The organism is Microvirga mediterraneensis, from assembly GCF_013520865.1.
In the GTDB taxonomy this organism is placed as follows: domain Bacteria; phylum Pseudomonadota; class Alphaproteobacteria; order Rhizobiales; family Beijerinckiaceae; genus Microvirga; species Microvirga mediterraneensis.
Window position 1 is genome coordinate 3,535,523 of the sequence record NZ_JACDXJ010000001.1, and the last position, 24,331, is coordinate 3,559,853.

At 61.9% G+C, this 24,331-nt stretch carries 34 protein-coding genes; all 34 read right to left on the minus strand.

The window, feature by feature from the left end; genetic code table 11:
* Positions 1-42 precede the first annotated feature (42 nt).
* The 34 genes from H0S73_RS16665 to H0S73_RS16820 all read right to left on the minus strand — a co-directional run bounded on the left by H0S73_RS16665 (position 43) and on the right by H0S73_RS16820 (position 24,326).
* Entirely contained in the window at positions 43-1,104 is a 1,062-nt protein-coding gene (locus H0S73_RS16665) for a class I SAM-dependent methyltransferase (RefSeq protein ID WP_181053196.1), read from the minus strand.
* Between the two features lie 70 nt (positions 1,105-1,174).
* A complete protein-coding gene (locus tag H0S73_RS16670) occupies positions 1,175-3,235 on the minus strand; it encodes a hypothetical protein (RefSeq protein ID WP_181053197.1) in 2,061 nt (686 codons plus the stop codon).
* 12 nt (positions 3,236-3,247) lie between these two features.
* The gene (locus H0S73_RS16675; RefSeq protein WP_181053198.1) at positions 3,248-3,589 is read right to left on the minus strand and encodes a hypothetical protein; all 342 of its coding nucleotides are present in this window, start codon (positions 3,587-3,589) and stop codon (positions 3,248-3,250) included.
* Positions 3,576-3,995, minus strand: coding sequence for a hypothetical protein (locus tag H0S73_RS16680; protein ID WP_181053199.1), 420 nt, complete (start codon positions 3,993-3,995; stop codon positions 3,576-3,578). The genes H0S73_RS16675 and H0S73_RS16680 overlap by 14 nt, the downstream gene beginning before the upstream one ends.
* A complete protein-coding gene (locus tag H0S73_RS16685; RefSeq protein WP_181053200.1) occupies positions 3,995-4,534 on the minus strand; it encodes a hypothetical protein in 540 nt (179 codons plus the stop codon). The genes H0S73_RS16680 and H0S73_RS16685 overlap by 1 nt, the downstream gene beginning before the upstream one ends.
* Complete coding sequence (locus H0S73_RS16690; protein WP_181053201.1) at positions 4,531-4,920, minus strand: hypothetical protein; 390 nt, start codon at positions 4,918-4,920, stop codon at positions 4,531-4,533. The genes H0S73_RS16685 and H0S73_RS16690 overlap by 4 nt, the downstream gene beginning before the upstream one ends.
* On the minus strand, positions 4,920-5,336 hold the full coding sequence (locus tag H0S73_RS16695) for a hypothetical protein (protein WP_181053202.1): 417 nt from the start codon (positions 5,334-5,336) through the stop codon (positions 4,920-4,922). Before H0S73_RS16695 ends, H0S73_RS16690 begins: the two co-directional genes overlap by 1 nt.
* Complete coding sequence (locus tag H0S73_RS16700) at positions 5,336-8,668, minus strand: host specificity factor TipJ family phage tail protein (RefSeq protein WP_181053203.1); 3,333 nt, start codon at positions 8,666-8,668, stop codon at positions 5,336-5,338. Before H0S73_RS16700 ends, H0S73_RS16695 begins: the two co-directional genes overlap by 1 nt.
* 99 nt (positions 8,669-8,767) lie before the next feature.
* Positions 8,768-9,307 (minus strand): hypothetical protein, encoded by a 540-nt coding sequence (locus H0S73_RS16705; protein WP_181053204.1) that lies wholly within the window; start codon positions 9,305-9,307, stop codon positions 8,768-8,770.
* Positions 9,304-9,789, minus strand: coding sequence for an HNH endonuclease signature motif containing protein (locus tag H0S73_RS16710; RefSeq protein WP_181053205.1), 486 nt, complete (start codon positions 9,787-9,789; stop codon positions 9,304-9,306). The genes H0S73_RS16705 and H0S73_RS16710 overlap by 4 nt, the downstream gene beginning before the upstream one ends.
* On the minus strand, positions 9,789-10,202 hold the full coding sequence (locus H0S73_RS16715) for an NlpC/P60 family protein (protein WP_181053206.1): 414 nt from the start codon (positions 10,200-10,202) through the stop codon (positions 9,789-9,791). Before H0S73_RS16715 ends, H0S73_RS16710 begins: the two co-directional genes overlap by 1 nt.
* Positions 10,202-10,738, minus strand: coding sequence for a DUF1833 family protein (locus tag H0S73_RS16720; protein WP_181053207.1), 537 nt, complete (start codon positions 10,736-10,738; stop codon positions 10,202-10,204). The genes H0S73_RS16715 and H0S73_RS16720 overlap by 1 nt, the downstream gene beginning before the upstream one ends.
* A complete protein-coding gene (locus H0S73_RS16725; RefSeq protein WP_181053208.1) occupies positions 10,739-11,014 on the minus strand; it encodes a hypothetical protein in 276 nt (91 codons plus the stop codon).
* 92 nt (positions 11,015-11,106) lie between these two features.
* On the minus strand, positions 11,107-13,095 hold the full coding sequence (locus tag H0S73_RS16730; RefSeq protein ID WP_181053209.1) for a phage tail length tape measure family protein: 1,989 nt from the start codon (positions 13,093-13,095) through the stop codon (positions 11,107-11,109).
* On the minus strand, positions 13,088-13,216 hold the full coding sequence (locus tag H0S73_RS26120) for a hypothetical protein (RefSeq protein ID WP_281369182.1): 129 nt from the start codon (positions 13,214-13,216) through the stop codon (positions 13,088-13,090). Before H0S73_RS26120 ends, H0S73_RS16730 begins: the two co-directional genes overlap by 8 nt.
* A 26-nt stretch (positions 13,217-13,242) precedes the next feature.
* Positions 13,243-13,644, minus strand: a complete 402-nt coding sequence (locus H0S73_RS16735) for a GTA-gp10 family protein (RefSeq protein ID WP_181053210.1) — start codon at positions 13,642-13,644, stop codon at positions 13,243-13,245.
* Positions 13,641-14,081 carry a phage tail tube protein gene (locus H0S73_RS16740; protein WP_181053211.1) on the minus strand — a complete coding sequence of 147 codons (441 nt, stop codon included), beginning with the start codon at positions 14,079-14,081 and terminating at the stop codon, positions 13,641-13,643. Before H0S73_RS16740 ends, H0S73_RS16735 begins: the two co-directional genes overlap by 4 nt.
* Before the next feature lie 26 nt (positions 14,082-14,107).
* Entirely contained in the window at positions 14,108-14,506 is a 399-nt protein-coding gene (locus H0S73_RS16745; protein WP_181053212.1) for a DUF3168 domain-containing protein, read from the minus strand.
* Positions 14,503-15,018 carry an HK97-gp10 family putative phage morphogenesis protein gene (locus H0S73_RS16750; protein WP_181053213.1) on the minus strand — a complete coding sequence of 172 codons (516 nt, stop codon included), beginning with the start codon at positions 15,016-15,018 and terminating at the stop codon, positions 14,503-14,505. The genes H0S73_RS16745 and H0S73_RS16750 overlap by 4 nt, the downstream gene beginning before the upstream one ends.
* Before the next feature lie 5 nt (positions 15,019-15,023).
* A complete protein-coding gene (locus H0S73_RS16755; RefSeq protein WP_181053214.1) occupies positions 15,024-15,209 on the minus strand; it encodes a hypothetical protein in 186 nt (61 codons plus the stop codon).
* Positions 15,210-15,220: 11 nt separating this feature from the next.
* Positions 15,221-15,574 (minus strand): head-tail adaptor protein, encoded by a 354-nt coding sequence (locus tag H0S73_RS16760; protein WP_181053215.1) that lies wholly within the window; start codon positions 15,572-15,574, stop codon positions 15,221-15,223.
* A 2-nt stretch (positions 15,575-15,576) separates the two neighbouring features.
* Positions 15,577-16,137, minus strand: coding sequence for a head-tail connector protein (locus tag H0S73_RS16765; protein WP_181053216.1), 561 nt, complete (start codon positions 16,135-16,137; stop codon positions 15,577-15,579).
* Positions 16,138-16,140: 3 nt separating this feature from the next.
* Entirely contained in the window at positions 16,141-16,347 is a 207-nt protein-coding gene (locus tag H0S73_RS16770; RefSeq protein WP_181053217.1) for a hypothetical protein, read from the minus strand.
* A gap of 64 nt (positions 16,348-16,411) precedes the next feature.
* On the minus strand, positions 16,412-17,821 hold the full coding sequence (locus tag H0S73_RS16775) for a phage major capsid protein (protein ID WP_246388992.1): 1,410 nt from the start codon (positions 17,819-17,821) through the stop codon (positions 16,412-16,414).
* 35 nt (positions 17,822-17,856) lie between these two features.
* On the minus strand, positions 17,857-18,531 hold the full coding sequence (locus tag H0S73_RS16780; protein WP_181053218.1) for an HK97 family phage prohead protease: 675 nt from the start codon (positions 18,529-18,531) through the stop codon (positions 17,857-17,859).
* Positions 18,506-19,786 carry a phage portal protein gene (locus H0S73_RS16785; protein ID WP_181053219.1) on the minus strand — a complete coding sequence of 427 codons (1,281 nt, stop codon included), beginning with the start codon at positions 19,784-19,786 and terminating at the stop codon, positions 18,506-18,508. Before H0S73_RS16785 ends, H0S73_RS16780 begins: the two co-directional genes overlap by 26 nt.
* The gene (locus H0S73_RS16790; RefSeq protein ID WP_246388999.1) at positions 19,783-21,312 is read right to left on the minus strand and encodes a terminase large subunit; all 1,530 of its coding nucleotides are present in this window, start codon (positions 21,310-21,312) and stop codon (positions 19,783-19,785) included. Before H0S73_RS16790 ends, H0S73_RS16785 begins: the two co-directional genes overlap by 4 nt.
* Positions 21,309-21,794: a phage terminase small subunit P27 family gene (locus H0S73_RS25790; protein ID WP_246389001.1), complete on the minus strand. Its 486-nt coding sequence runs from the start codon at positions 21,792-21,794 to the stop codon at positions 21,309-21,311. Before H0S73_RS25790 ends, H0S73_RS16790 begins: the two co-directional genes overlap by 4 nt.
* 207 nt (positions 21,795-22,001) lie before the next feature.
* A complete protein-coding gene (locus H0S73_RS16795; RefSeq protein ID WP_181053221.1) occupies positions 22,002-22,190 on the minus strand; it encodes a hypothetical protein in 189 nt (62 codons plus the stop codon).
* A 48-nt stretch (positions 22,191-22,238) separates the two neighbouring features.
* Complete coding sequence (locus H0S73_RS16800) at positions 22,239-22,511, minus strand: hypothetical protein (protein ID WP_181053222.1); 273 nt, start codon at positions 22,509-22,511, stop codon at positions 22,239-22,241.
* Between the two features lie 186 nt (positions 22,512-22,697).
* Positions 22,698-23,015, minus strand: coding sequence for an HNH endonuclease (locus H0S73_RS26270; RefSeq protein ID WP_181053223.1), 318 nt, complete (start codon positions 23,013-23,015; stop codon positions 22,698-22,700).
* On the minus strand, positions 23,016-23,321 hold the full coding sequence (locus H0S73_RS16810; protein ID WP_181053224.1) for a hypothetical protein: 306 nt from the start codon (positions 23,319-23,321) through the stop codon (positions 23,016-23,018). It lies immediately after the preceding gene.
* 165 nt (positions 23,322-23,486) lie between these two features.
* Complete coding sequence (locus H0S73_RS16815; protein ID WP_181053225.1) at positions 23,487-23,663, minus strand: hypothetical protein; 177 nt, start codon at positions 23,661-23,663, stop codon at positions 23,487-23,489.
* Positions 23,664-23,819: 156 nt separating this feature from the next.
* The gene (locus H0S73_RS16820) at positions 23,820-24,326 is read right to left on the minus strand and encodes an endonuclease VII domain-containing protein (protein ID WP_202049820.1); all 507 of its coding nucleotides are present in this window, start codon (positions 24,324-24,326) and stop codon (positions 23,820-23,822) included.
* Between the last annotated feature and the right edge of the window lie 5 nt (positions 24,327-24,331).

Below are 24,331 nucleotides of genomic sequence, written 5' to 3' on the forward strand. Positions count from 1 at the left end.
GCTCCGAAGAGCGGCTGCTAATCCCTCGCGATCAGGAAGGAGTTATTTCGCTAGTCTGCCCAGGCGGGCTCTCAATCCCAGCTTCGCCCGGTCCGCCATGGTCAGCGACCGTTCCGCCTGAAGCTGCGCGCTGATCGCCTGGCACTCAGCCTGCAAGGTCTCGAACTTGCTCTGCATCGCCAGCAGATCGTTCCGAAGCGCGGCGTTCTGGTCTTCCAAGACCATTTGGGCTTCCGACCTCTGGATGTGAGCGGAGCCAGGCGGCCACAGCGCCTCTCGCTCTGCCTTCTCGGCCTCGGCCGCCCAATCCGTCGACGGGATCTTGACCCGTTCCAACTGCACGTAGAACTCGAGATCGTGATCCTGCGTGGTCATGAAGAACTTCAGGTCGAACTTGAGCCCCATCTCCCGAACCATGCGGCTCATCAGGTGCATGAAGTGCCAGGGTGTGAACACCCAGGCATGAACGTCCACATACTGGCCTTCTGCATGCTGCCGCATCGCCATCTCAAGGAACTCGGGACCGTGATGGTACTGCTGGCCTTCAGCGGTCCTATAATCATCCCAGAGCGCCCAGGTGTTGGCAGTCACCACGTTCGCGAAGTGATCCATGACGATGCGCAGACCTGGGCGGCGGCGCTTCTCCTGCCAGGCCTGCGTGACCTCTTCGAACGAGCTTAGGCGGCGGTAGAAGTCGAATGTGAACCGCTTGTCCGGAACGATCAGGAGCAGACGCCCGCCGACCTTCAGAGCATCGTGCATCTCACCAAGCCATCCCCGCAGATCCGGAACGTGCTCGATGACATGAGCCGCGATGATGAAGTCGAGGGGAGCCTTGTCCCCGATCAGATCCACGAGCGGTTGGTCGCGCCAGACGAAGTCGACATCCTCAATCCCCTCGATATGGGCATGGTCGCCAGAATACTTCGCCTTCAACTCCTCGGTTGAGCAATGGTCGACGTAATAGACCTCTGCTTCATCCCGCCGCACCACGGGCCGGCTGAGAGGGCCGACCTCGACGCCCCGCTTCCCTGCAACCCTGTAGTTGCCCAACAGCCGAGCTTTGCGCCGCTCCATCACCCTCTGAAATGCGCTGTCCATCATGGTCCCTGTCAATTCAGGGCCATTATTCCCATCCTCCGGGGAGCAATCAAGCGCCGCTTTGCACAGGTTCCTAGCGCGCGACCTTGGCCTGCCAGTGAATGACCGGGTTCACAGCTGTATTCCAGCTTACAGTGAACGTTGTATTCGTGCGGTTCGAGATCGTCACGGCCGAGTTATGGCCCTCCAACTGCGCGAAGGCGATGTCCGGGGTGGTGAACAGACCATGCGGGATCGTCATCGAGGTCACGCTCGCCCCCGGCATGGTCGCCCCCTCGTTGCTGCCCCGGATGCCGATCTCGTTGCCAAAACGGTAGGATGAGGTGGAGTGGAACAAACCCGGGGGAGTGGTGTGCCACTTGTTGTTGTCGAAGATGTACCTCCCGGGCCCGAAGGTGCCCTTAGTCATCCACGACCCGCCACCCGGCAACGAGCCATCCGTGTTGCCCGTGATGATGCACCCATTCACACTGTCCAGAACCAGCGTGTTATTGCCCATGGATTGGAAGGAGTTCCCAGAGATCGTTACGTTGCTGATCCGGCTGCTAGGATTAGCGTCGACTACGATGGCCTGCGCGCAAAACTGGAACTGATTGCCCTGGATGATATGGCCATTGCCAGCGTTAGCATAGATATAGACGCCCGTACCCGAAAACCCCCCTCCATTGGCCACCCAATTATTCGAGAGGGTGACGTTGTCGGCCCCGTCCAAGATCTTCACGTTCGCGAGCCCAGCTTGATCGAGAACACAACTGTCGATCACTGTGAACAACGAAGGGCCAACCTCAATGTTGTATTCGCCTGTGTTAATAAAGTAGGTGCCGACAACCCGGAGCCCCTCGACGCGGTGCTTTGCGGCACTGGAGCGAGCGATCCGGATCCCCTTGCCAGGGCCGCCGATGCGGCAGTCGGTGACGCCGCCGTTCTGGTTGTAGCAATCGAAGGTGAGCGCAAGCGTATTGGCACCGCCGACATACCAGGAGCAGGCATCGAAATCGACGTTTTGCCCCATGGAGTAGACGAGGTTATCGGCCACGTCGCCGGAGAACTCACAGCCCGAAAACCGAATTACAGTTGCATTCTCATCGATCCGGACTGAACGCGTTGTGGTATACATGGAAAGGAGCGTCAGATGCTGGATGCGACAGTAATTAGCCGACGGCCCGATCCGGAGCATGAAGCCGAAGTTGCCAACGGCCCGGAGCGTGGTGTTCCCCAATCCAGCACCTGTCATTTTGAAATGCGAAGTGTTGACCAGCAACTCGCCTGCGACGCCAAAATCTCCGGCCCCAAGGTCGAGTTCAACGTTGAACGCGGCCGAGTAATCGATTGCGGCTTGGAGGGCTGCGGTGTCGTCGGTTCCAACGCCTTTGGCCCCGAGCATCCTCGGTCTGACGGGGTCAGCCACGAGAGCCCACCATGCTCCGTCTGCACTCTGAAAGTGCCAAGCTTTGGCAGTCGACGGGGCCGCGATACGATCATAGAGAGCCCCGCCACCATCCCCGACTGCTGCATAGCCCGCCGTTCGCAAATACTGGACAGGGGCCGGGATATTGGCCGCCAGGGCCGCCGCACGGGTGTCCCAGAGCGATTGCGTGGACCCCGCCGCCGAGACAGCCACGTCGCGGGCCTCGATCGTCTCGTCGCGCGCTTCGAGGGTGGCGATCTGGGCAACCTCAATGGCCGCCGCCGCAATATCGACGGCTTGCCGGTCTGCCTCGACATCACTGGCCGCCTGCGTGATCGTTGGCAGAGCCGAAGCCACCGCCGCTGCATCCGTCGCGACTTGCTGACCGATCTCCTCGAGGTTCTCAGGAATGGCCTTCAGGCGCGTGAGGTAATCGGAGAGCCGGAGGGCATAGATCTTCGGATCGGTGTGCTTGGTCCAGCGCACCATGAAGTAAGGCGCATCCGTCAGCGTCGGGCCCGGCCACGGCTTGGCAAGCCGGATCTGGCTCATGCCGAGCACTTCCTTGATGACGGCCATTCCAGACATGCCGTCATTCGGGAAAACAAAATCGAACGGCAGGACGGCAGGATCCCATGCGGTGAAGGTGCCGGTCGCGAGATCCGAGCCGTTGGTCAGCGTGATCGTGCCATCGGAATAGAAGAAATAGTCGGGGTCGAGAGCCATGGACCTGCCTGCTTAAAGAGTGATGCCGTTCTGAGAGAGGATCTTGCGGATCTTCTCGGCGGTGAGCGCCTTGCGGAGTTTCAGTTTCAGGGCGATCCGGTCGTCTTCCGTCGCCTCGTCGACCTCGGCGAGCGCGACCACCCGGCGGGCGATATCATCCGCCTTGATGCGCCGGCGCTGCGCTTCCTTGTTGAGCATCGCGGAAGGGCTGCCCGCGAGGTGCCGCCGCGCCTCCATGGTCTTCCGGGTGTAGAGCGCCATGCGCTGCCGCACCGGCTCGAAGTGCCGATCGACAGCGCCTTCGGCCTGCTCGCGCAGCTGCTCAAGGTTTGGACCGAGTTCAAGCCGTGCCATGGGCCGCCTCCACGCGCACATCGAACTCCTGCGGCTGGTAGGGCTCAGCCGCGACCGTCACGCGGTAGCCGCCTGGTTGCTGGAACAGCAGTTCGACCGCCTCGCCATCCGCCTCAAGCTCGCCGTTGTCGGGGCCGGTCACGCGCACCATGGCGCCGGCCGGAATGCCCTCGATGACGAAGAGCCTTCCGCCGCTCTCGCTCTTCTCGCGGGTCGTGAGGGCAAGCCGGGGCCGGATCTTCAACCCGTCTTCCGTCCGATGCCAATAGCGCGGCTCAAACGGGGGCACGTCCTCGACAGAGGCCGCCGTAGTGAGGGCAAGATCCAGCGTCTCTTGTGGAGCCGGATAGCCGACGGATGTGATGGAGCCGATCAGGCTCCCGTTCTCGTCAAATTGCAGGATCATCAGACCTCCAGCGCCTGCCAGCGCAGCCAAACGCCATTCGCGCAGTTGTTCGTCACTGTGATGTTCGTGCCGTTCCAAGACAGCCACCATCCGCCCCAGTTCGGGAAGCCGGCCCCATCGTCACCCGAGAACCGGAAGGGTGTGCAGTAGCGGCCCCTCATTGTCGGGTTGCCGAGATTAGTGGAGACGACAATGCGCTCTGTGCTTTGCGGGGTGAAAAGCGTCCATGTCCAATACCGCCAGTCGTCCGGGGTAGAGCCGTCTGAGTACTGCGCCTTCCCGATCGCGAGGATGATGAAGGACAGGCCGGACGGGACCCCATGCGCAAATGTCGTCGTTTCGGGCTGGTTGGGCTGGCTCGCCTGATAGGGGTTCCACTCACAGTAGCGGGCGCCCTGGGTGATGATCCGACCGGGGATCGCGCCCGCATCGAACAGGATCTGGTCGAGCGGCGCGGTTTCGACATCATAGCCGGCCGCCGAGGACCGGATGCGGAAGTCGCCGCCTGCGTCCCGGCCGATGAGAATGCGTTTACTCATTCGCTCTTCAGGAAGGCAAAGTACTGTACGAACTTGCCGGCCGCAGGATACTGCCCCTGCCAGTCGGCGGCGGGAAAGGCGGTAAAGCCGGTGCTGTCCACGACTGCCCGCACAGGCGTCGTCGATGGACGCGGGTTGAAGTCGCCGCAGAGCACGAAGGGTTTCTGCCCCGGGCGCTGGGTGAAGTTGACCCGCACGCCGCTCCCCGGATTGGTCAGCGAGCCGGTGAGCTGGATGCTACCGGATTGCAGGATCATGAAGTGCCGGCGCTGGTCCGAGAACAGCAACTGAGACTCGGGCGCCGTGTAGGCATCGACCCCGGGCTTGGACACGTAGATACCAACCCGGCCGGCGCTGTTCGCCCCGAAGAGGACCCGCCGCGCCATCACGCCACCGCCATGTAGACGAACTTGTCGCCGCTCGAGAGAGCGATGCCGAAGGGCGCCGCATTGGTCACCCGGATCGCCGTCGTTGTCACCACGGCACAGTAGGGGGTGCCATCCTGATAGCGCCCGCCGTTGCCCTGGATGCGCCGGTACTCATCGATATAGGCGCCGGAGTTCCTCACGGTTCCAAACAGGACTGGAGGCTCGGCGGGGAATACCTCCGAGAACGACACGGCACTATCGAGGGCATTGATGCTGCCCGCCGATGCCACCCGCCCCATTACGTCCCGCGAGAGCGCGAAGCTGATCTGCGTGCGATCAGCCACGTTCGCCGTCATGGCGTCAAAGCCCGACCGCGAGATGCGGAAGTCGACCAAGCCGCCACCGAAGTGGCCCAGAACCATGCGCCGCGCCATCAGTCGTAAATCTCGATGCGGCCCGAGGCGCCAGTAAGAGAGATGACGCCTGCGGTGAGCGTCCCCATGTTAGCCGAGACTGCCGACAGGCTCACAACGTGGATCTGGTTCGCGTTGATACTGCCGTCCGCGATGAAGTCGCCGCGCAGGACCATGCGGCCGACGCCGTTGCGGGTGCCGATGGAGAAGACCGCCTCGGCTCCAAATCCCGAGCCAGGCGCCCCGATGAGGAACTTGTCGGTGGCAATCTTGAACTCGCTGATCGGCTGTCCTTCAGGTCCAGTCGCGCCGATAAGTTGGAAGCCGCCGAAGAAGCCATTCGTGCCGTTGATCTGGACCTTGTAGGCGCCGACAAGCTGCCCAGTGACATCCGCCACGGCGGTGAACTGCTGGCCGACCGTGATGCCGTTGTTGTCGTACTCCGCGATCACATCCGTGCCGAAGACGGCGAGTGCCTTGTCGGCGGTGACCTTGACCAGGGCTGTTTCCTTGATCGCGGCCCGGGCGCGGTCGTCTGCCTCCTCGGCCACGGTGCGCCCTTCACCAGCCAGATCCGCGATCTGGTCGAGCAGGCCCATCCCATCCAAGTCGCGGCTCAGTTCAGGAACGAGATCGTCGGGCCGGATCTTCATGATGAAGAACTGGTCGTCCAAGACAAGCGGCGGCGGGTCGATCTCGGTGATGCTGAAGACGCCGGTCACATTGCTGCCGGTGACGCCGGCCACGCGCAGCCGGATTGTCTGAGCGCCCGCGACGATCGCCTCGAAGGTGGTCGCATCGCCCTCATAGGCGCGGACCCAGGTTCCGCCGCCGTCATAGGACACATCGGCAATATACCGGATCGCCCCCTTGGCCGGTTGCCAGCCCGCCTGCAGGACCAGGCTGAGACCGCGCTGATAGACCCGGCCTGACAGCGTCGTGATGACCGGGATGGCCTGCGAGAACACGTCGGGCGTGATCGGCAGCGGCGTCACGCCGGTCTCGGTCACGTCATAGACGATGGGATCGTCCAAGACGCCTGTCAGGGTGATGTGCTCGCCGTCCGTGTCGGGCGTGCCTTCGGTGATCAACACGCGGAAGGAGCGCGGCTCGCCGGGCGAGAAGGCGGCCGTGGGCATGTCCGCCTTGGGCGCCCGGGCCATAGCTTGAGCGAGGCTCCGGCCCTGCCGGGTGGCCTCGCTGGCGAAGTCCTGCGCGTTGACGATCGCGATGCGGTCGGAGGTGCCGCGCGTGACCCGCACCGGCCCCCAGGGCTGCCCGTCAGCCGCCCGGATCTCGACGTAATGGTTGAGGGCGTTCGCATCCCATTCGAGGTCATGGTCGAAGGTGATCCGGCGCGAGGCATCGTCATAGGCCACGACCTCGGCCGACTGGCCCCAGGTTTCCGGCTCCTCGCAGGACAGCTTCACGAGGTCGCCACGCTTGAGCAGGCGCCCTTCGGCGCGGGCCGTCCACGAGACCGTGACCCGCCGATACTGGTTTTCGCCTGCCATGAAGCGCACGAGACCGGCCGCCTGCGAGCGCTTCTGCACGCCGGGGAGCTGCACGCGCGCAGGCTTGGCGAGCGTCACCCCATCGGGTGCGGAGGACACCTCGGCCAGCTTGAAGGTCGTCTCGTCGATGTACTCCCCGACGATGCCGTCCGCGATGTCGTCATCCGCCAGGGTGTAATCGATGGAGAGCGAGTCCCGCACGATGTCGTAATCGGTGAAGATCATGCGCGGGATGCCGCGGGGCTCATCCCTGACGATGGTCAGCCGGTCGCCCACAGGCGCCGGAACCGCCCTTCCCGCCTTCAGCACCGTCTCGAGCGCGTCATCGAGCGTCTGCGGTTCCTTGAAGGTATAGTCGAAGTGATGGCCGAGCGAGGTCCAAAGCTGGTCGTAGGCATAGAACGACTGGAAGTCGACCTGCTCCAGGCCGAGCCCCGCGCCATAGTCGGCATTGCGCCACATATCCAGGGCCGCCCAGGCAATCGAGCGCGACGGCTGATTGACGAAGCCGGAGCCGTTCCAGACCGGGATGATGCGGGTGGCAATGACGCCGATCTGGCCGTTCATCAGGCCTTGCAGGGCTTCAGACGCCTTGACCCGGATGGCGATGGTCGTCACACGCGGGAAGGAGTTCGGGCCGTCGATGTGAGCCCGCAGCGCCGACCAGACGATGTCATCGACGCCTGAGACCTTGCCGCCGTTCAGTTGCTTGCCGGTGATGCTCTCGCTCGTGCGCCGGGCCCTGATCTCATAGCGCCCGGGCGGGATCTCGACCCGCTCGGTGATGCGGATCTGGCTGTTCTTGGTGTAGGTGAAGGTCTTGTCGAGGATCCGCACGGACTCGCCAATCGGAGCGCCGGCATCGTTGACCGGGCGGGCATGCACGAGGACGCGCACCGAAGCCGGGTACATCTCGCCCTTGTATTCCTGATACAGGCCAGACGGGAACACGAAGTCGAGGAGCAGTTCCTTGGTGAGCGTGCCGGCCGCATTCGCCGTGAAAGCGGGCGTGTCCGTCGTGTTCAACTCGATGCCGGTGACCTCGGAGGCCGTCACCACGTTGACCGGGAACAGCGTGACCTTTTCCCCAGGCTTGCGGATCTGGATGGTGATGCCGGGGAAGGACTGGTTATAGCCGCCGCTCTTCGTCCAGATGCGCGTGTCCGAGATGCGGACCTCTTCCACATCGGCATCGCCACAGGTCAGGGCGAAGAGGCCGTATTCCGTCATCTTGTCGCCGTCGAACTCCGAATAGCGCGGAGCGGCGAAGTCAGGGAACGACAGCGTGCGGCCGTAGAGAACCGGGATGGGCTGAAGCGGGCGCGCTTGGTTGCCGCCGAGGCCGAAGGAGTAGAGCTCCTCGTTCTCGGCCGTCTTGCCGCCCGCCTTGGGCTTGAGGAAATGGCTGATCGCCATGGCGCCGCCCGCGATGAGCAGCGACGAGCCGATGGAGGCAGCGATGCCCGTCAGCCCGATCGCACCCATCGCCCAGGGGGCGAGCGCGGTGAGCGCCACCATGGCGACGATCGCGCCGATGCTCTTGGCCGAGGACCCGCTACCGCTGGATCCGCCGAGAGGCCGGGAGACAAACTCAACGTTGTCGTTCGCCGCGACCTTGTAGGACGCCCACTCGGTGCGGGAGAGATACTGACCATTGACCTTGCAGACAGTCGGCAGGTTGAATTGCCAGCCGGTCTCCGCGATCAACTGCTCAATCGTCGGCTTGCGCTTGCGTGTCTTGTGCTCGGCAATGGGGAGCACGAGGCCAGCTTCGGGCACGCGAACGTCATGGTGCTCCGGATCGAAGACCAGAAGCGAGTGCTTAACGGCTGATTTCATGGTCAGGGATGGCGCTCTAGTGAATGTACCCGAACCACCACCACGGCAGCAGGATCACGGCATTAAGGGCGGCAAACTCCAGCCCGGCGATTAGGTATTTCAAGCCTTCTCTCCGATGGCTGCACGTATCTCGGTATCAAGCTGCGGTTCGTAGCCGATGGCGCGGGCCAGAAGGGCCTTTAGTTGCTCGATCCTCTGCCACCGTTCGCCGTTGATCTGCTTGAGTTTTGCGACACGCGTCCAAGCCTCGGGCCAATCGGCAGTCTGAGAGCCGAACTCATTGTTGACCGCCTCAAGCTCTTTCCGCAGCCGATCCCGCTCCGCAGCCAATTGCCGGTTAAACTCTCTCTCGGCAGAGAGGTATTGCTTTAGCGCCCGCGCTTCGTCCCGCAACCCATCGCGGTCGCGCATCATGTTTTGGTAGTCCTGGTGGGCCTGTTCTGCTAACTGCCGAGCAATCTCGCCTATAGCGTTGATCCGCCTGATCTCAGCCTCGTATTCCTCCGCGATCTTGACGGCCACATAGGGCACGCCTTCGATGTATCCGTCATCGCATCGCAGATGCTCCTCCAGAAGCACGGCGATGTCGTCGGCATTATCCAGTCGTAGCCGCTCAACCATGTTTTCTCTCGCGCTCATGCCACCCTCGCAAACTCACCGAAATGCTCTTTCGCGGCGGCGTTGTAAGCATCACGCGCGGCTTCTTTCGTGTCAAAGCTACCAAGTTCTATCGGCTTGCCGTCCACTACGATGCGAGCGCGGAAGCGCCGCCTCTGCCTGCTTACCCCCGGGTACCCTGTGGTATTGTTGGGCAGGCGTCCACGGTTCCTGGAGTTCTCTTTGAAGGTGGCCGCGCGTAGGTTGGCCCAAGCATTGTTCGCAGGGATGCCGTCGATGTGGTCAACAGTCTCAACCGGCCACTCGCCGGTCATGTAGAGCCAAGCAAGACGATGGGCGAGGTATAGTTTCTGGTCTACTCGGATCTCGCGGTATGGAGCGCCCTTGCGAACATAACCGGCTTCGCGGTTGATGTTATAGCCAGCGTGAGGATGACGCCGCCAGAACTGGCCCGTTTCCGGGTCGTAGCGGAACAGATAACGCAAACGCTCGGCAGTCAGCATTACGCAATCCTCTTGTAAAACTTCATGTAGTTCCAGCCAGAGGCTTTGAGTGCAGGCATATCATCAAAGACAACACCGGCTTCTTTAGTGATATGAAGCACTCCACCTACTGTAGATGGTACTACATAAGTCCCAAGGTGGAAATCTCTTTTGGCTACATTCCCCATTAATACCAAGCATAAATCTTCGGGCTCTTCTATCTGAACCCAATTATTACGCTCTGGATGATCGAGAAGAACTTCCGCTTGCTGGCGCGTAGTTGTTGGCCGCGCCTCAACATCCGGCATTTCGATGCCAGCGAGGGTCAGTTGCACATGCTGCGCCAACCCATAACAATCGAACCCATCCTCACCACGCGCCCCGATCCTGTAGGGCTTGCCGATCAGGCTCTCATAGAAGGCGAGACGATCCATCACGACACCGCCAAGAGGCTCGGGAAGCGCACCATGTCATAGACCTCGCGCATGACGCGCATGTTCTGCGGACGAGCGATAGCGAGTTGCCCCTCAAGCTGCCGCGCCGTGCGCTTCACGTTGCGCAGGATGAGCTTGTAAGGGCCCTGCCCGACCGTGTTGGGATCGGACGCCAGATAGCCGCGGAAGATCGCCTGAATGGGCGTATTGAGCTTCACGGCCTCGCCCAGGTAGCGGGAGGCCTCCCGGTTCACGTTGTCGAGCCGGATGGTGGCCTCGGCGCCGAGGTTGCCGATGCGGGGATAGTCGATTTCGAACGGGATCGCCTTGAAGGGGACCACCGTGCCGCCGCCGACCGGTGCGCCATCCTCCAGACGGAAGTTGACATCGACCGTGTTGCGGACGGCCCTGATCGGGGCAGGAGCGCCGTTCTCCACAAAGGTCGGATGGATCAGCTCGATCGTGATGAGCATGACCTCATCCTTGGGCGCGGAGGCGGCGGCCTCGGCCCAGGCTTGCGTTGCGGAAATCGGCACTTACAGATCCCAAACGTCGAGGGAGAAGGAAACGTGAATTTTGTTGCCCATGCGGTTCGCCGTGTACCGGCCGCCGTCGCGGAGCTTGACCCGCTTCACAGGACAGGCCGTTAGATCCCAAACTGGCATCTCAAACTCTGCTGAGCCATGAGAAAGGGTATCGCGGACGAAAGCCTTGAAGGTGAGGAACTGTGCCGTGGTCATGGGGATCGTGCGCGGCACAGCACCGATAACGGTGGTGAACTGGCGGCGGCTCCGGGTGTTGCCGGCCGTCATTTCGCTTTCCAGCACGCCACGATGAGGCTCATCGATCCCGTTGTCGGCCAGAGGCTTATGCGGGACCGTAGAGGGCCATACAGGAAGAGCCATCAGCGGCCTCCCATGGGCGACACGCCGAAGCGACCCTTGAGCGACTTGTCGAGCTTTCCGCTCGCGATCATGCCGCCGAGCATTTGCTCGATCTGCACCTCAAGACGCGGACCATTGGGGCCGTTGGACTGTTTCACCGCCGCTTTCGTCCCCTGCGCTTCGTGAACGTGCACTTCGACGCCCCCACCCGCCCCGCCGCGAGGCAAAGCATGGTTCGGAATGACCGTGCCATTGCGGCCGAACTGCACGAGCTCCGGGCCGTTCTCACCCACGAGATAGGTGCCGCCCGACTGTACAGGGCCACCCATCGCCCGCTGTCCTGTGAGCCCGCCGAGAAGGGACGAGAAGATATTGCCGCCGCCTCCTGCCCCGCCAAGAAGCCCCTTGAGAGCAGAGTCGATCGCCAGATCAAGCAGCCTGTCCCCTACGCGCTTGAGCGCGTTCTGCAAGGCATCCGCCGCGCTCACGCCGTCCATGAGGTCGGAGACGAAGCCTTTGAGGGTGGAACTGGCAAGCTGCTGGAGCTCCTGCTGAGTGGCATTGGCCTCCTTTAGCTTCTCGCTCATCTGGGCGTAGGACTCGGCCAGTTGCTCGACCGTGGCCCGCTGCTCTCCCGATAGCGTCACGCCCTCACGCTGGAGAGCGTTTTCAATCTGCATAATCTGGCGGGCTTTCTCCCGCTCGACATTGCTTTTGCCGCGCATCTCAAACTCAAGCTCAAGGGCGCGGGTGGCATTCTGAATGTCAGTGATCTCCTGGGCGTAGGCCTCGCGCTTGCGCTCAGCATCACTCGCGGCCCGTCGCGCGGCCTGCTCGGATTTCCGCTCAGCCTCTCGACGCGCCTTCTCAGCAGCCTCTTCGGCTTCACGGTCACGAAGGCGCTGCTGTGCCTCCAGATAAGCGTTATCGACCTGCGCCCGCTCGCCAGGGGTGCGGGCATTCTCAAGCGCTCGCCTGTAGGCCTCTTCCGCCCGGAACTCGCCTGTGGTCGGGAGCCCGATCCGGGCTAGGTCATTCAGCGCGTTCTTGAGTTCCTTGACGGAGCCAACCTGCCCCGCCGCCACGTCACCGATCAAGCCAATGGCGCGGCGGGCCGTGGTGAGCGCGTTCTCAACGTCATAGGCCTGCTGCGACATGGCGAGGAGTTCGCCCGCGAGCTTCTGGATCTCCTTGTCCGACTGGTTGGCGTTGGCGATGGCCGAAATCGCCGCCTGGAAAGCCCTGATGTTCGGCTCGCCGTTCTTCGCCTCGTCCTGCAGTTTTCGGATGGCGTCGGCAAAGGCCTGATACTTCGGCACCGCCTGATCGACGGTACTTGTATCAACATCCATGATCCCCGCTGTCGGGTTCGTCGGCAGAAGCGTGGGCGACTGCATCAGCGAGCGGGACAGCGTCTTGGACAGCTTCGTCAGGTCTTCCTGAAGCTTCAGGATAGAGGCGCGGGTCTGTACCTCGAGGACGGCCGTGCTCTGCTTGGCATAGTCCTCCAGTCCTTCGGCCGCCTCGCCATAGGCGTCCTTGATCTGCTTGATGAGGTCGGCATGGATCTTCAGGCGATCATCGAGCGTCTGAGTATCGCTCACCATGCCGGCGACATACTGGATCGCAGCGCCGCCGAGCGCGATGATGCCGATCGTAGCAAGGCTGATCGGGCTCACCACCGAAGCGAAGGCAGAGCCAAGGGCCTTGACGGCACCGGCCGCACCGCCCTTCGTCTCGCCAAGGACGGCGGAAATCTGCGTGCCCTGCTGAAGGGCGACGGTAAGCGGCGAGGTGCCGCTCGCCAACTGCACGCCGATATCCTGAAACTGCGCCGCCAGGTTGGCCGTCTGACCCTGAAGATTGTCATTGACCGACTTGAAGCGGGTCTCGATCTTCTTGGTCTCTTTCTCGACCGATCCTGTAAGCTTCTGCAACTCCTTGTTGAAGGTCGTGAACCTCGCCTCCATGGAGACGACAAGGCGCTGCATATCGACGGCTTCAGCCATTGGATCCTAGCCTCTCCACGAGGTCGTAATATTCTTCAGCAGATGGAGCATCGATCGGCTCCTCGGCCCCTTGCGAGGTGTTCCAGCCGTCCACGCAGGCGGCGAACTCCCAGAGGGTCATCGCCCGTACTTCGGAGGGCGTGAACCCTACGACTGCGCCTGTTCCGTAGAGGGCGGCAGCGGAGAGGCGTTCGCCTCCGGCGCTTCCGTTGCCGCTTCGCCTTTTCCCACTTGCTCGCGGGTGTCGCCCACAAGGGCCTTCAGGAGGATGGCCCGCGCCAGGACCGCCGCCTCAAGCAGCCGGCCGGGGGCGACATGCTCATCGACAAGAGCCTTGGCCCGCTTGGCGTCCGTGCCGCCACCCATGAGACCGAGCCGGATGGGCTCCTTCAGGTCGGCAATGCGCCATTCGCCGGATCCGATCCGGTTCAGGACCGCGGCACAGCCGCAGTCGAGTTTCTCTTCCAGGGCGAGCAACTCGCCAATGCCCAGGCGGAAGACGCGCTCGTCCCCCGCCCAGACCTGTTCGAACGAAGCGTCTGAACTCACGGAGCGGTCACCACGTCGACAGGGCCATCCGAAACGAGCTCAATCTCATACTGGATCAGGCCGTCCTGCTCGCCAGTGAGGTTGAAGGTCGTCATGTGGTACTTGCCCTGATAGGTGCGCGGGCCGACCGCATAGTCGATCACGACGCGAATGTTGCGGGAGTCAACGTCCTCGAAAAACTCTTCCCAGAGGTCGATGCTTTCCTTGGCGAGCGTGCCCGAGCCGGTGATGCCGGAAGACAGGGCACCTTTGGCGCGTTCCGTCCAGACCGGTGCATCCGGATCCGAGCAGTCGGCCACGTTGAAGTCATTCGTGGAGGCCGAGCGGTTGAAGGCCTTCGTGTTCAGGGCGCAGGGAGCGGCGAAGACTTCAGGATCGGCGCCGTCACCGATCATGATGAGCAGCTTCGAGCCGCGCAGGGTAGTTGGGCGAGCCATAGCAGGTTCTCCGGATGTGAGAGGGGTTAGTCTTTGGGCTGGGTGAGAGCCCGGAGCTGGATGCGAGCGCGGCTCGTCAATCCATCTGGGTCACGCTCGAATGTGATGCTTTCGATCTTCATCAATTCAAGCGTATGGCCGGTAAGGTTCAAGTCGCCGTTGTGAAGGCGGGCGCGGATAGCAGAGGCAATCTGCTTGACCTGCGGATAGCCGACCTCGCGGGACCAGGCGTCGATCTGAAAATAGCTTTCCGTGCCTTCGTAGCAGTCCTCATCGACCGGGACCGATTGCCCGCCGCCGACCGTGATGCGCGGGAAAGGATTGCTGTCGGGCACTCGGTCGAAGACATTGGCCCCGGCAGGGCTTCCGGTTGCCTTCAGGGCGGCCACGATAGCGGCCTGGAGTGCGAGTGAAGGATCGCTCATTGCCCATTTCCTGCGACCTTCTGGGCCGCCTTTTTCGTCGCCCGAGTGATCCGGCCCCTAACCCGCCTCTTATTGGCCCGCCATGCAGGGAAAAAGTATGGGCGAGGCGTTCCGCCAGGGTGCGAGACCTGTTCGATCAGGCGCCCATTGATGTTTAACAGGCCGCCAGGGCGCTTCGGCTTGATGACGTGCGCGGCTGTGCCGAACTCGACCCAGGCGGCATAGAAGGCCTTCGCATTGCCTGCCACGACGCTAACAGTCAGGTCCGGGTCGGCATCCCCATCAGCGGTAGCTGACACACCGCGAACGTTTGAGTTCTCGGGCGTGTAACTGCCATGAACGACCTTGATAGATGCCTTCAGGTCGCCGCTCTCGTAAGGAGCCAGCCGCCGAGCCATGTCCGCGACTTCCTCGGCGCTCTGCGTGAGGGCTTGACGAATTTCCGCCTTCGCTTCGGCTGGCAGGGCGCGGAGCTTGGCCCGCAGTTTCGCCAGGCCCTCGATCTTGCTCATGAGGCTTAGGCCTTAGCCTTGTTCTCAGCCTTGGCCGGGGCATCCGCCATGTCTTCGACCACGCCGGCCGCCTTGGCAGCCTCATAGTGGGCTTCGGGGATACGGTATTCCTTGCCGCCGATGTAAGCAACCTGACGCTGACCGTCGATACGGTAGGTGTAATCCTTGGTGAACTTTACGCGCTGAGCCATGTGGCCTCTCCTTAACTCACACCGCCAAGGGTGCAGGACAGGAGGCGGAACTGCCTCCGATACTCTTCGGGATCAGTGACGGAGAGGATGGCGAACACCCTTTCAGGGTCTCTCGCATCAACAGCCCGCCATTCCGTGCGGATATTCTTCGTCTGCTCGGACCACCTCACCCAGACATCGACCGGGTTCACGCCAGCAAGACGCTGAGCGGTGACCGTCTCTCTGCCGGGAGATGTCGTCACGCGAGCGGCCACGGTGAACTGTGCCGCCCAGGGACCGGACACCTCGTTACCGTATCCATCATCGATGACAGACCTCGCCTCAAACGTGAGGCGGTCTCTGAGTTGGCCTGCGAGGACCGGCATGGCTACACACCCCAGACGCGGTAGGGCGCGAGCAAATTCTTGATGGCCGGATCTTCGGTGAGGTTCTCCTGCACCATTTCTCCGCGCTGCGCATATAGCTGGCCAATGAGCAATTTGACTGCCTGCCGGATCGGCTCGGGCACGTCGGCATAGCCCGCCTTATAGCGGATCGTCACAGCCTCTGGTCCGTAGCGCAGGGAAGGCCAGGAGGCCCCGCCAGTGAGTCGGATGCCGCCCCGCCCACCGATGCCGAAGGCGCGGTAATTGGCCGGCGCATAGGTCTGCTCGGCCCCGTCCGTGTCGAAGTATTTGACCGACAGCACCTCGATCAGAGGCGGGGTCGGCAAGCGAATATCGAAGCCCCCGCAGATGTCTTCCGAGCCGATGCGGTAATCCCAGGTCGTCACCCCGAGGGTGCGCTCCAGCCGCTCCGAGACAGCCGTCTCCGCAGCGCGGATCAGGGCCGTGATATAGGCGTCATCGTCCGTATGGTCGATGCGGAGGTGTTGCTTCGCATCTTCCAGGGAGATGATCGGATCGGCGGGAGCGACCGGGATCAGCACGGTTTAAGCCTTGGTTTTGGTGTCAGCCGACTTGTTGGCGACCGCAGGAGCGGCCTTGTTGGCAACCTTCGGGGCCGCCTTTGCCTCGCCCGCGGCACGCACGGCGCCTCGGGCCTTGAGGCGGTCGAAGTCAGCCTGGCTGAATTCGCGCTCGGTGCCTTCGGGGTCGCCGTCGAGGGGCTTGGTCAGAATAGCCTTGATCGTAGCCATGTGGGTCTCCTCTCAGTTCATAGAGAGGGCAGCCGAAGCCGCCCTCCTTGATGAACCGAACGGGTTAGGCCACGCGGCCGAGGTCGCCGTAAACCAGGGCCTCTTCGCGATAGATCGCCAGGGCGAGCCGCTCTTCTGCGCGGATCGTGACCTTGTTGCGAACGAAGTTGTCCTGATCCTCGGTGGAGACCTCGACCGTCGCGTCCTGCCGATCGAAGATCTGGGCGGCCAGATCGAAGGCGCCGACGAGGAACTTGTCCACGCCCATCGCCTGGGTCGGCACCACCGGCAGGCCCCAAAGCGTCGGGTTCAGCGTGCCCTGCGGGTTGCCGATGAGATAGCGGCCCTGGCCATCCTTCATCATCTCGATGAAAGCCCAATCGATCGGGTTCAGGACGATGCCGTTCGGCGGGTACTCGGCAAGCGCTACCTGAAGCATGCCGAGGCGAACGGTGTCGATCATCTGGCCGGCGACCAAGCCCCCGGGGGCCGCGAACGGGGTTGCGACCGTCACGAGACCTTCGAGGTTCTCCCCGGTGCCGCTGCCGTTGAGAAGCTGGTTCTCTTCGACATAGGCAAGGCCATACCGGAGGCGGTTGTCGATCATCGAACGGAGGCCGGGGGCATCCGCAAGGATCTGGACCGAAGCCCGCATCCAGTGGGCGATGGTGCGAACCGGAGCGGTCGCGGCCACGTACTGGATTTCGGACTGAGGCTTCAGAGCACCTTCAGCGACAGGAGCCGCGTTGTTGGTGAAGCCCTTCTCCTTGTCGTACTCGATGGAGTTTGACGCGGTGTTGCCCGGTGCGAGTAGGGCGCGGATCGTCAGGCGACGGCGCGGCAGCTCGACAGGAGCAGCGCGGGTCGGCTGAACCAGCGTCCCCACGGAGCCGGCAGCGTCGGTCGTGAGAGACGTGATGTCCTTCACTTCGACAATGTGACGACCGCGCGGGCGGATCTGGCCGGCGAAGGACTTGAAGCCTTCGTCCTCAACGAACCGCTGGCCAGCGGTGCGCTCGCTGTCGCCCTGCTCGCGGCGTCGAGCCATCTTCTGCTCGATCTCGTCAAGACGGGCCTTGGCCTCGTTCATGCCGGTGATGGCCTGGTCTGCCAGTTCCTTGACGGTGCCGGACATCTCGACGCCCTTGGCCGCATCCGCGAGCGCCTTCTCGGCAATCTCCTTAACCTTGTCGTGCTTGGTTTCGAAGTCGCGCTTCACTTCGGCGGCCAGTTCGGCGGCAGTCTTGGAGCCGCTGCCATCATCCGGCTTGAAGAAGATGCGAGGGCCGATAGAGCAGGCTGCGAGGCGGGCAATTCCCGCGCTGGCGCCAGCCGCCGCAAGCGTGCCGAGGCTGTAGAGTTCGCCCGGGCCGACTGGGCCCACGGCGGCATAGGCATCGCCCGAGGAAAGGAAGAACACCGACGCCACAAGCGCGAGCGTCAGCATCCCGAAAATGGATCGGAAAGACTTCATTAGATTGCCCTTTCAAGGCTATGGGAGTGGAAGGATCAGGACCGCCGCCCGAGGAGTGCCTCGAGGAACGTGGTCGCGTCGTCAGCCGCGGCGGCAGGTTCCCCCTGCCCCTTCAGGTGGAGACGTGCGGCACGTTCCGCCTGCGAGTTGGAGAAGCCCAGCCCCTTGAGCCAGGTCTCAAACTCTCGCTCTGTCAGCCGGTCCCCGGCCTTCAGCTTCTCGGTAAGGTCGTGCGAGGCCTTGGCAGCCTTCACGCTCTGCACGACCGCGTTCTCGTTCGCGCCAACCGACACGATGCTGACCTCAACAAGGTCCAGCTTTTCGAGCGTCCAGACGCCCGTTTCCGTGTCGACGCTGTATTCCTTGATGCGGTAGCCGATCGACAGCCCGTCAATGTCGCCTTCTTTCAGAAGGGCATAAGCTTCACGACCCCGCTGAACGTCCATGTTCAGTCGGCCGCGCATCAGCAAGCCATGATCGTCCTCGGTTGCCTCAATCCACTTGCCGATCGGCTCATCCGGATTGTGCTGCCAGAAGAGCTTCGGCATGGTGCCCTTGGCCTTATGGGCCTTCAGGCTGTCCGTATAGGCGCCGGGGGCAATGACATCGCCGTAGGCATCAGGCTCACCACCGAATGTCGAGCCGTAGCCCTCAAACTCGCCGCTGTCCTTGAGCGACTTGATCTCAAGAATTGGGGCTGTCTTGCTCATTGGGGTCTCCGTTGATGGCCTGGGCGAGCGGGATGTCCTGCATCTGCACCGTCACCACGTCGCCGCCCTCGATCGGCGGCAGGTTTTCCAGGGCGCGGCACTCATTGCGGGTCGCAATGCCCATGCGGATCGCCCGCTCATAGGCGTTGTAGCGGCTCTCGGTGTCCCCGCGCAGAAGGCCTTCGAAATTGAACTCGATGGTGATCCCTTGGGCCCGGCGCTCAGCCAGCGGCACAAGTTGCTTCAGAAGGGCCTGCTCGATGCGCTTCAGGCGCTTGCGGAGGGTGAATTTCTGGAAGCCGAGCACATCGACCTCCTTCCCGGTCCCCCAATTCGAGGCCTTGTCGCCAAAACCCACCATCGCAGGCGGCACGCCGAAGAGCCGGCAGATCTGCTCGCCGCTGAACTTGCGGCTTTCGAGCATCTGGGCATCCTGGGGGTTGATCGAAAGCTGCGTCCACTTCATGCCGTTGTCGAGCAGCATGGGGCGGCCGGCGCGGACGGCGCCCATGTATTTCTCCTGCAAGAGCTTCTCGAGCAGATCGCGCTGATCCTTCGTGAGGGCCACGCTATCGGCCGTGCTCAGGATGCCGCTCGGGCTTACCCCGTTCTGGAACATGGCCCCAGCTGCCGTCTCGGCCGCGAGGGCGTCCTCAAAGACGGCCCGACAGGCCGAGAGTGTCGATGTACCAGAGATCCCGTCGCCCATAGCGCCGCGGATGTGGAGCATCTGCTCGCCAGGTCTCACGATGCGGCGGCCGTCCTCCGGCCACTCATATTCCAGGCTGCCATCATCCAGACGGCGCACTCGAACCAGATCCGGCCGGATCGGATGCAGGGCGTTAAGAACCCCGTCAGAACGCCGCTCCATGACGGCATAAGCATTGCCCTGCAGCTCGACCGCTGCGGCCATGAACTCCCAGAAGTCGACGGCCGTCTGATCGTAGTTCGGGCTGTCATGCAGCACGAAGTAGAGCGGGTGGTCCCGAGCGACTCGGCGGATGCCATCCGGCCCCGTCCGGTAGACCATGAGCGGGAGCGAGGCGATCGTACCGGCGATGAGTTGCACGCAGGCCCAGGTTGCCGACAGCCCTACCGCAGCCCCGGCGCTCGCCAGACGCAAGTCGCGATAGTTCGCAAGCGTAACCTGATTGGTGACGAAGTTGTTGCCGTTCTCCGTCGAGGCCAACCCGGACCGCCAAGGCTCAATATCCTTCTTGCCCGACAGCCCGAAAGCTCGTTTTAGCCAGTTCATGCGTAACTCGCGATCCATGCTTCGGCGTCGAAGGGCACTTCGTTCACCCGGTCTCTCGACTTGAGGCCCAGGGCCATCGTCAGCGCCACTGCGCCATCGATCCGGAACCTCGCCTTGTTCTTGTCGATCTTGCGCCCGCCTGCAGGATCCGTGACCGCGACCGCGTTCGCCATGTTCCAATTCAAGACTGGGTTGTTGCCGTGGATCAGCTTCCGGTCGATCACCGCCACTTCCATCGCGTCGATGGCGGGTGTCATGTCCTTGAACCCCTGCCCCCAAGGGATAATTCGCAGCCCGTCGCCCTTCTCGCCGTCCTTGTGAGAGGCGAAGTCGATGCGGTCGAACTCCTTGATTAGGTCGTCAATGCGCCAGCGGTCGTAGGCCATGCCAAGGACGCGATAGCGCCCGCAGAGGTCCGCGATGTGCCGCGCAATCACTTCCTTGTCGATAGAGCGGCCGGGAGTGGCGAGCAGGTGCCCGTCCCTGTGCCATTCGACGTAACGATGATTGCCCGAGCCGAAATCCCTGTTGGAATGATCTTTGAGAAAGGCTTCCGGCTTCCAGAGGAAGGGCACAACCTTGGTGGGATCGCCCGCCGAGACCATCACGAGGGCCGTCAGGTCGTTGATGGACGACAGGTCGAGGCCGAGATAGACCTCCTCGCCTTCCTCGATCTCCGTATTCCCCTTGCAGGCCATCCATTCAGCCCGGGAGATCAGCGAAGCGACCGGAGCCACGCGCTGATTGAGGTAGAGATTTCGAAATTTCGGCTCCTCTGCCGGCATGCGCTGCGCCTTGTCAGCGATAGCCTTCAGATCATCGAAATCGCGAAAGTCGTGCAGCGCCGGGTTCGCCATCTCCCAGCACTTCGGGTCGAAAATGTCCTCCTGCTCCTCCGGAACAGCGTAGAGATGGCAGACGATGGTCGGATCCTTGGACCCCAGGCCGTCGTCAATGAGCTTCGACAGGATGTGCTCCGGGTCGTTGCTCTGCGTCGAGATGGTTACGAAGAGCGGCTCCGCACGAGCACCCATCGAAGTATCAAGTACGTCATAAAGTTCGCGGTCTTTCGCTTGAGCCAGTTCATCGAAGATCACAAAGCTCGGATTGAGGCCATGTTTCGTGCCGGCTTCCGCGCTGATGGCCTTATAGAACGAGCCATTGGCATAACAGGCGATTGTCTTTGTCGAGTCCACGCACCGGAGCATCGCGGACAATTCCGGATCCGACTTCACGATCTGCGAGGCGACCTTGTAGACCTGGCCGGCCTGCTCGCGGTCGTTCGCCGCGGAATAGATTTCGCCGTTCTGGATGGCTTCCGGCCCGATCAGATGCACGAGCACGAGAGCCGCGATGAGCGCCGTCTTACCGTTCTTGCGGGCTATCGACAGAATGGCCCGACGCACTCGGCGCCGATACTGTCCTTTCCGCAACTCGTGGGGCTCGTAAATGTCCCTGATGAACTGCTTCTGCCATTCCCGAAGCTTGAACGGGCCTCCCTGACCTTCGCCAGAGGGGACCGTCAATGCTTCGATAAATCGGATGACACGCTCGCTCCGATCAGACCTTCGAACTTGCTCTTTGGCTTTTCGTCGGCCTTGAGCTGCAACGCCTGCCTTGCCTTTGGATCGAGCCCGAGCCGGTCGCCTTGGGCCATGTTGAGGCGCATCATCTCCGAGATTATGTTGATGCATGGGTGTTTAACGTCTTGGCCTTGCGAGCCTGTGACCGTCAGCCCTTCAGCGGCCAGCCTTGCGACCGCCTGCTTCTTAATTGACCACGCCGTCGCATAGTCCGCGATCAGGCCGCTATCCGCCTTCGTGTAAAGCTCGGGCGGCATGGATTGGAGGATGACTTCAGCACAGGCCCTGGCGTCCTCATCGAGGTAATCGGGAATGAACGGAGCGCCACTGGCCTTGACCGTCGACTCTTGGATCTTGCGCTTGCCGGGATTGCCCTCAAGACGAGCGATTTCGGCCAGCTTCTTCTTCGGGCCGCGAGCGCCCATCTTTGCCTCGTTACTGTGTTCCGAAAAATGCCGTCAAAACCTGCGGCGTCTAAAGCGAGATTGAGGGCGCCGGTCCTAGGGATTTAGGCCCTAGACTTTGACCCCCCCCTACACTGTTACATCGCAATAATATTTCGTCTGAGGGGTCGTTGGCGCAATTTTGTTACGTCTCGACTTCGATGTGACATATCGTTGCATCGGATCGGGTCATACCTCGACCCCGAGCGACCTCAACTCCTCATCGACCTCTGCGATCCGGCGATTGAACTCATTGACCACGCTCCGACGCACCGCATCGAGCATGGCCTCGTCTTGGTATCGGCCTTGAATGGTGACGCCGAGGCCGCTGGTGGCAGCGAGGGTCGCGTCGTTCTCTAGGTCATGCCTCTTGTTCATCAGGCGATTGGCTCGTTCGATATCAGCAAGGCGCATAGTGGTCACTCATTAGGCCACATTAACCAGCATCATGTCGTGGTGCACCACGACCTCTAGGGCGCGCCATGGAGTAGCGAGCACGAACCGCTCTTGGAAGCCTGGGATGCGGTAGAGAGCAAAGCGCCTCGCCTCATCCCCGCGATACTTCCGTAGTGTCACTGCCCACGACCAGCACATCCTGTCCTTGCGATGCAGTGAAGCGAGGTTGAGATCGCCGCTGCTTGTACGGGCCATGAAGCTGAAGCCACGAAGAATGTTGAGTGCGGTCTTCATATCAGCCATCCTACCGATCCTTCACGTATCCATTAGGATCACGAACATGGGCCGCCATGATCTTCGGGCAGGCCTCATAGTTGTGATCGTTCTTGCCGCAGTAGGTGCAGCGCATTGCCCTTCGGTTGCCTTGGCCTGCCCACGTCTTGGGACAGTTGCTGATGGTGTGGAGCCGGGAGCCACAGTAAGTGCATCTCATACCGGCCACCCATCTGCGTCTACAGCCTGGAAGCGTCCTCGCTCCTCACGCTGCTTGGTGCTGTTGTGGCAGTGGGCGCATAAGGCCTGCCAGTTATCGGTATCCCAGAATAGGGACTGCGAACCTTTGTGAGCTTTGATGTGATCAACAACATTCGCTGCTGTCGTCCTGCCATCCTTCTTGCACATGACGCAGAGGGGATGGCTCATCAGGTAGGTCTTGCGGGCCTTCTCCCACCTGGTGGAATAACCTCGCTCTCGGGCTGAGCCTCTGCTCTCTCTTGGCCTGCTGTAGAAGTTGAAGGGCTTGGGCATCTACTCGCTTAGGATCCGGTAGCCAGGCACCCTAGCCCATACGCGGGTGCCGTCGATGTACTCCCGCTCTTCCTCAAAGACAGCGAAGCCGAACCATGAGGTGCGGATGCGGATGCGACCGGTCGGGCGCTGGCCGTTGGAGTTGAAAGGTCTAGAGGGCATTAGGCCAGCTTCAGTTCCCGTTTTCATGGCCTGCCAGTTGTCGTACTGGATCATGTGCCGTTGCCGCTTCAGCATCTCTGAGCGTTGAAGCTCTTCGGTATTCTCTCTGAGGGTCTGGGTGAGGAAGCGGCGAAGGATGTCCATGATGCTACCGAATGCCCGCCCAAGGCTTTCCGACGATAGACTTCAGATGTTGAGAGGCGGCCTTGCAGGCTTTCTCGTAAACGTCTCGACGCAAGACCACGAACGGCCCAACCTTCCAGAGGACGGGCAGGCTCGCATCCCGCTTCTTTCCGATGACCGTCATCGCTACCTCAGAAGCCCCAGCCTCTCAGCTACCGCCTTTGGAAGCGGGTAGTCAGAGCAATGCTCCCCGACGAGATAGGGCTTGCCGAGGCCAACGATGCCGCCTGTCGCATAGCGGGTCATCCCGTTCCTCTCAGCCCATCCACGCTCTACGAAGACATTGGCTGCGATCTCGATCATCTCCGCTCCATCGTCTGGGCGGATGTGGGATTTGCGGGTTGTGCGGGGCATGGGCCATGAAAAAGCCCGCTGGAGCGAGAGGCTCTACAGCGGGGATAGAATAGTTAACACACTCCGGGTGAAATGCTCACCGAGAGTGTGTCTGTGCTGATATAACTAGCGTGAAGTCCCTTCGGTTGCAAGATGCTGTTCCAGATAGGCTATCGCTTTCCGAAACCTATCCACATCATCGTTGAACATCCCTAGACCGACATTGCACCGGCTGCACAGCATGCCCCTCACCGTACCTGTCTGGTGGCAATGGTCCACATTGGCCGTGCGCTTGATCTCGTTCTCTGCCGCCCCAAGCGAGATAGGATCGTCGCAGATAGCGCACCTGCCCTGCTGCTTGGTCATTAGCTTCTTGATCTGATAGCTGGTCGCCTTATGAGCCGGGAACGGCTCAGGGCTTTGGACCTTCTGCCGTAGCCGCTCGGTCTCTTCAGCCCAACACTGACAGCACTTCTCGGTTTTCGTGTCGCGCTCGGCTATGTGGTCCTTGTTGCAGGGATAGCCAGTAAAGTAGCGGGGCAATCCTTGCGCAAGAGCATCCCTGCGCGTGACGATCTTGTGTCTGTCACGAACAGATTTCCGCAAAATACCTGTCGAACTTTCTGGATGCATTGTAA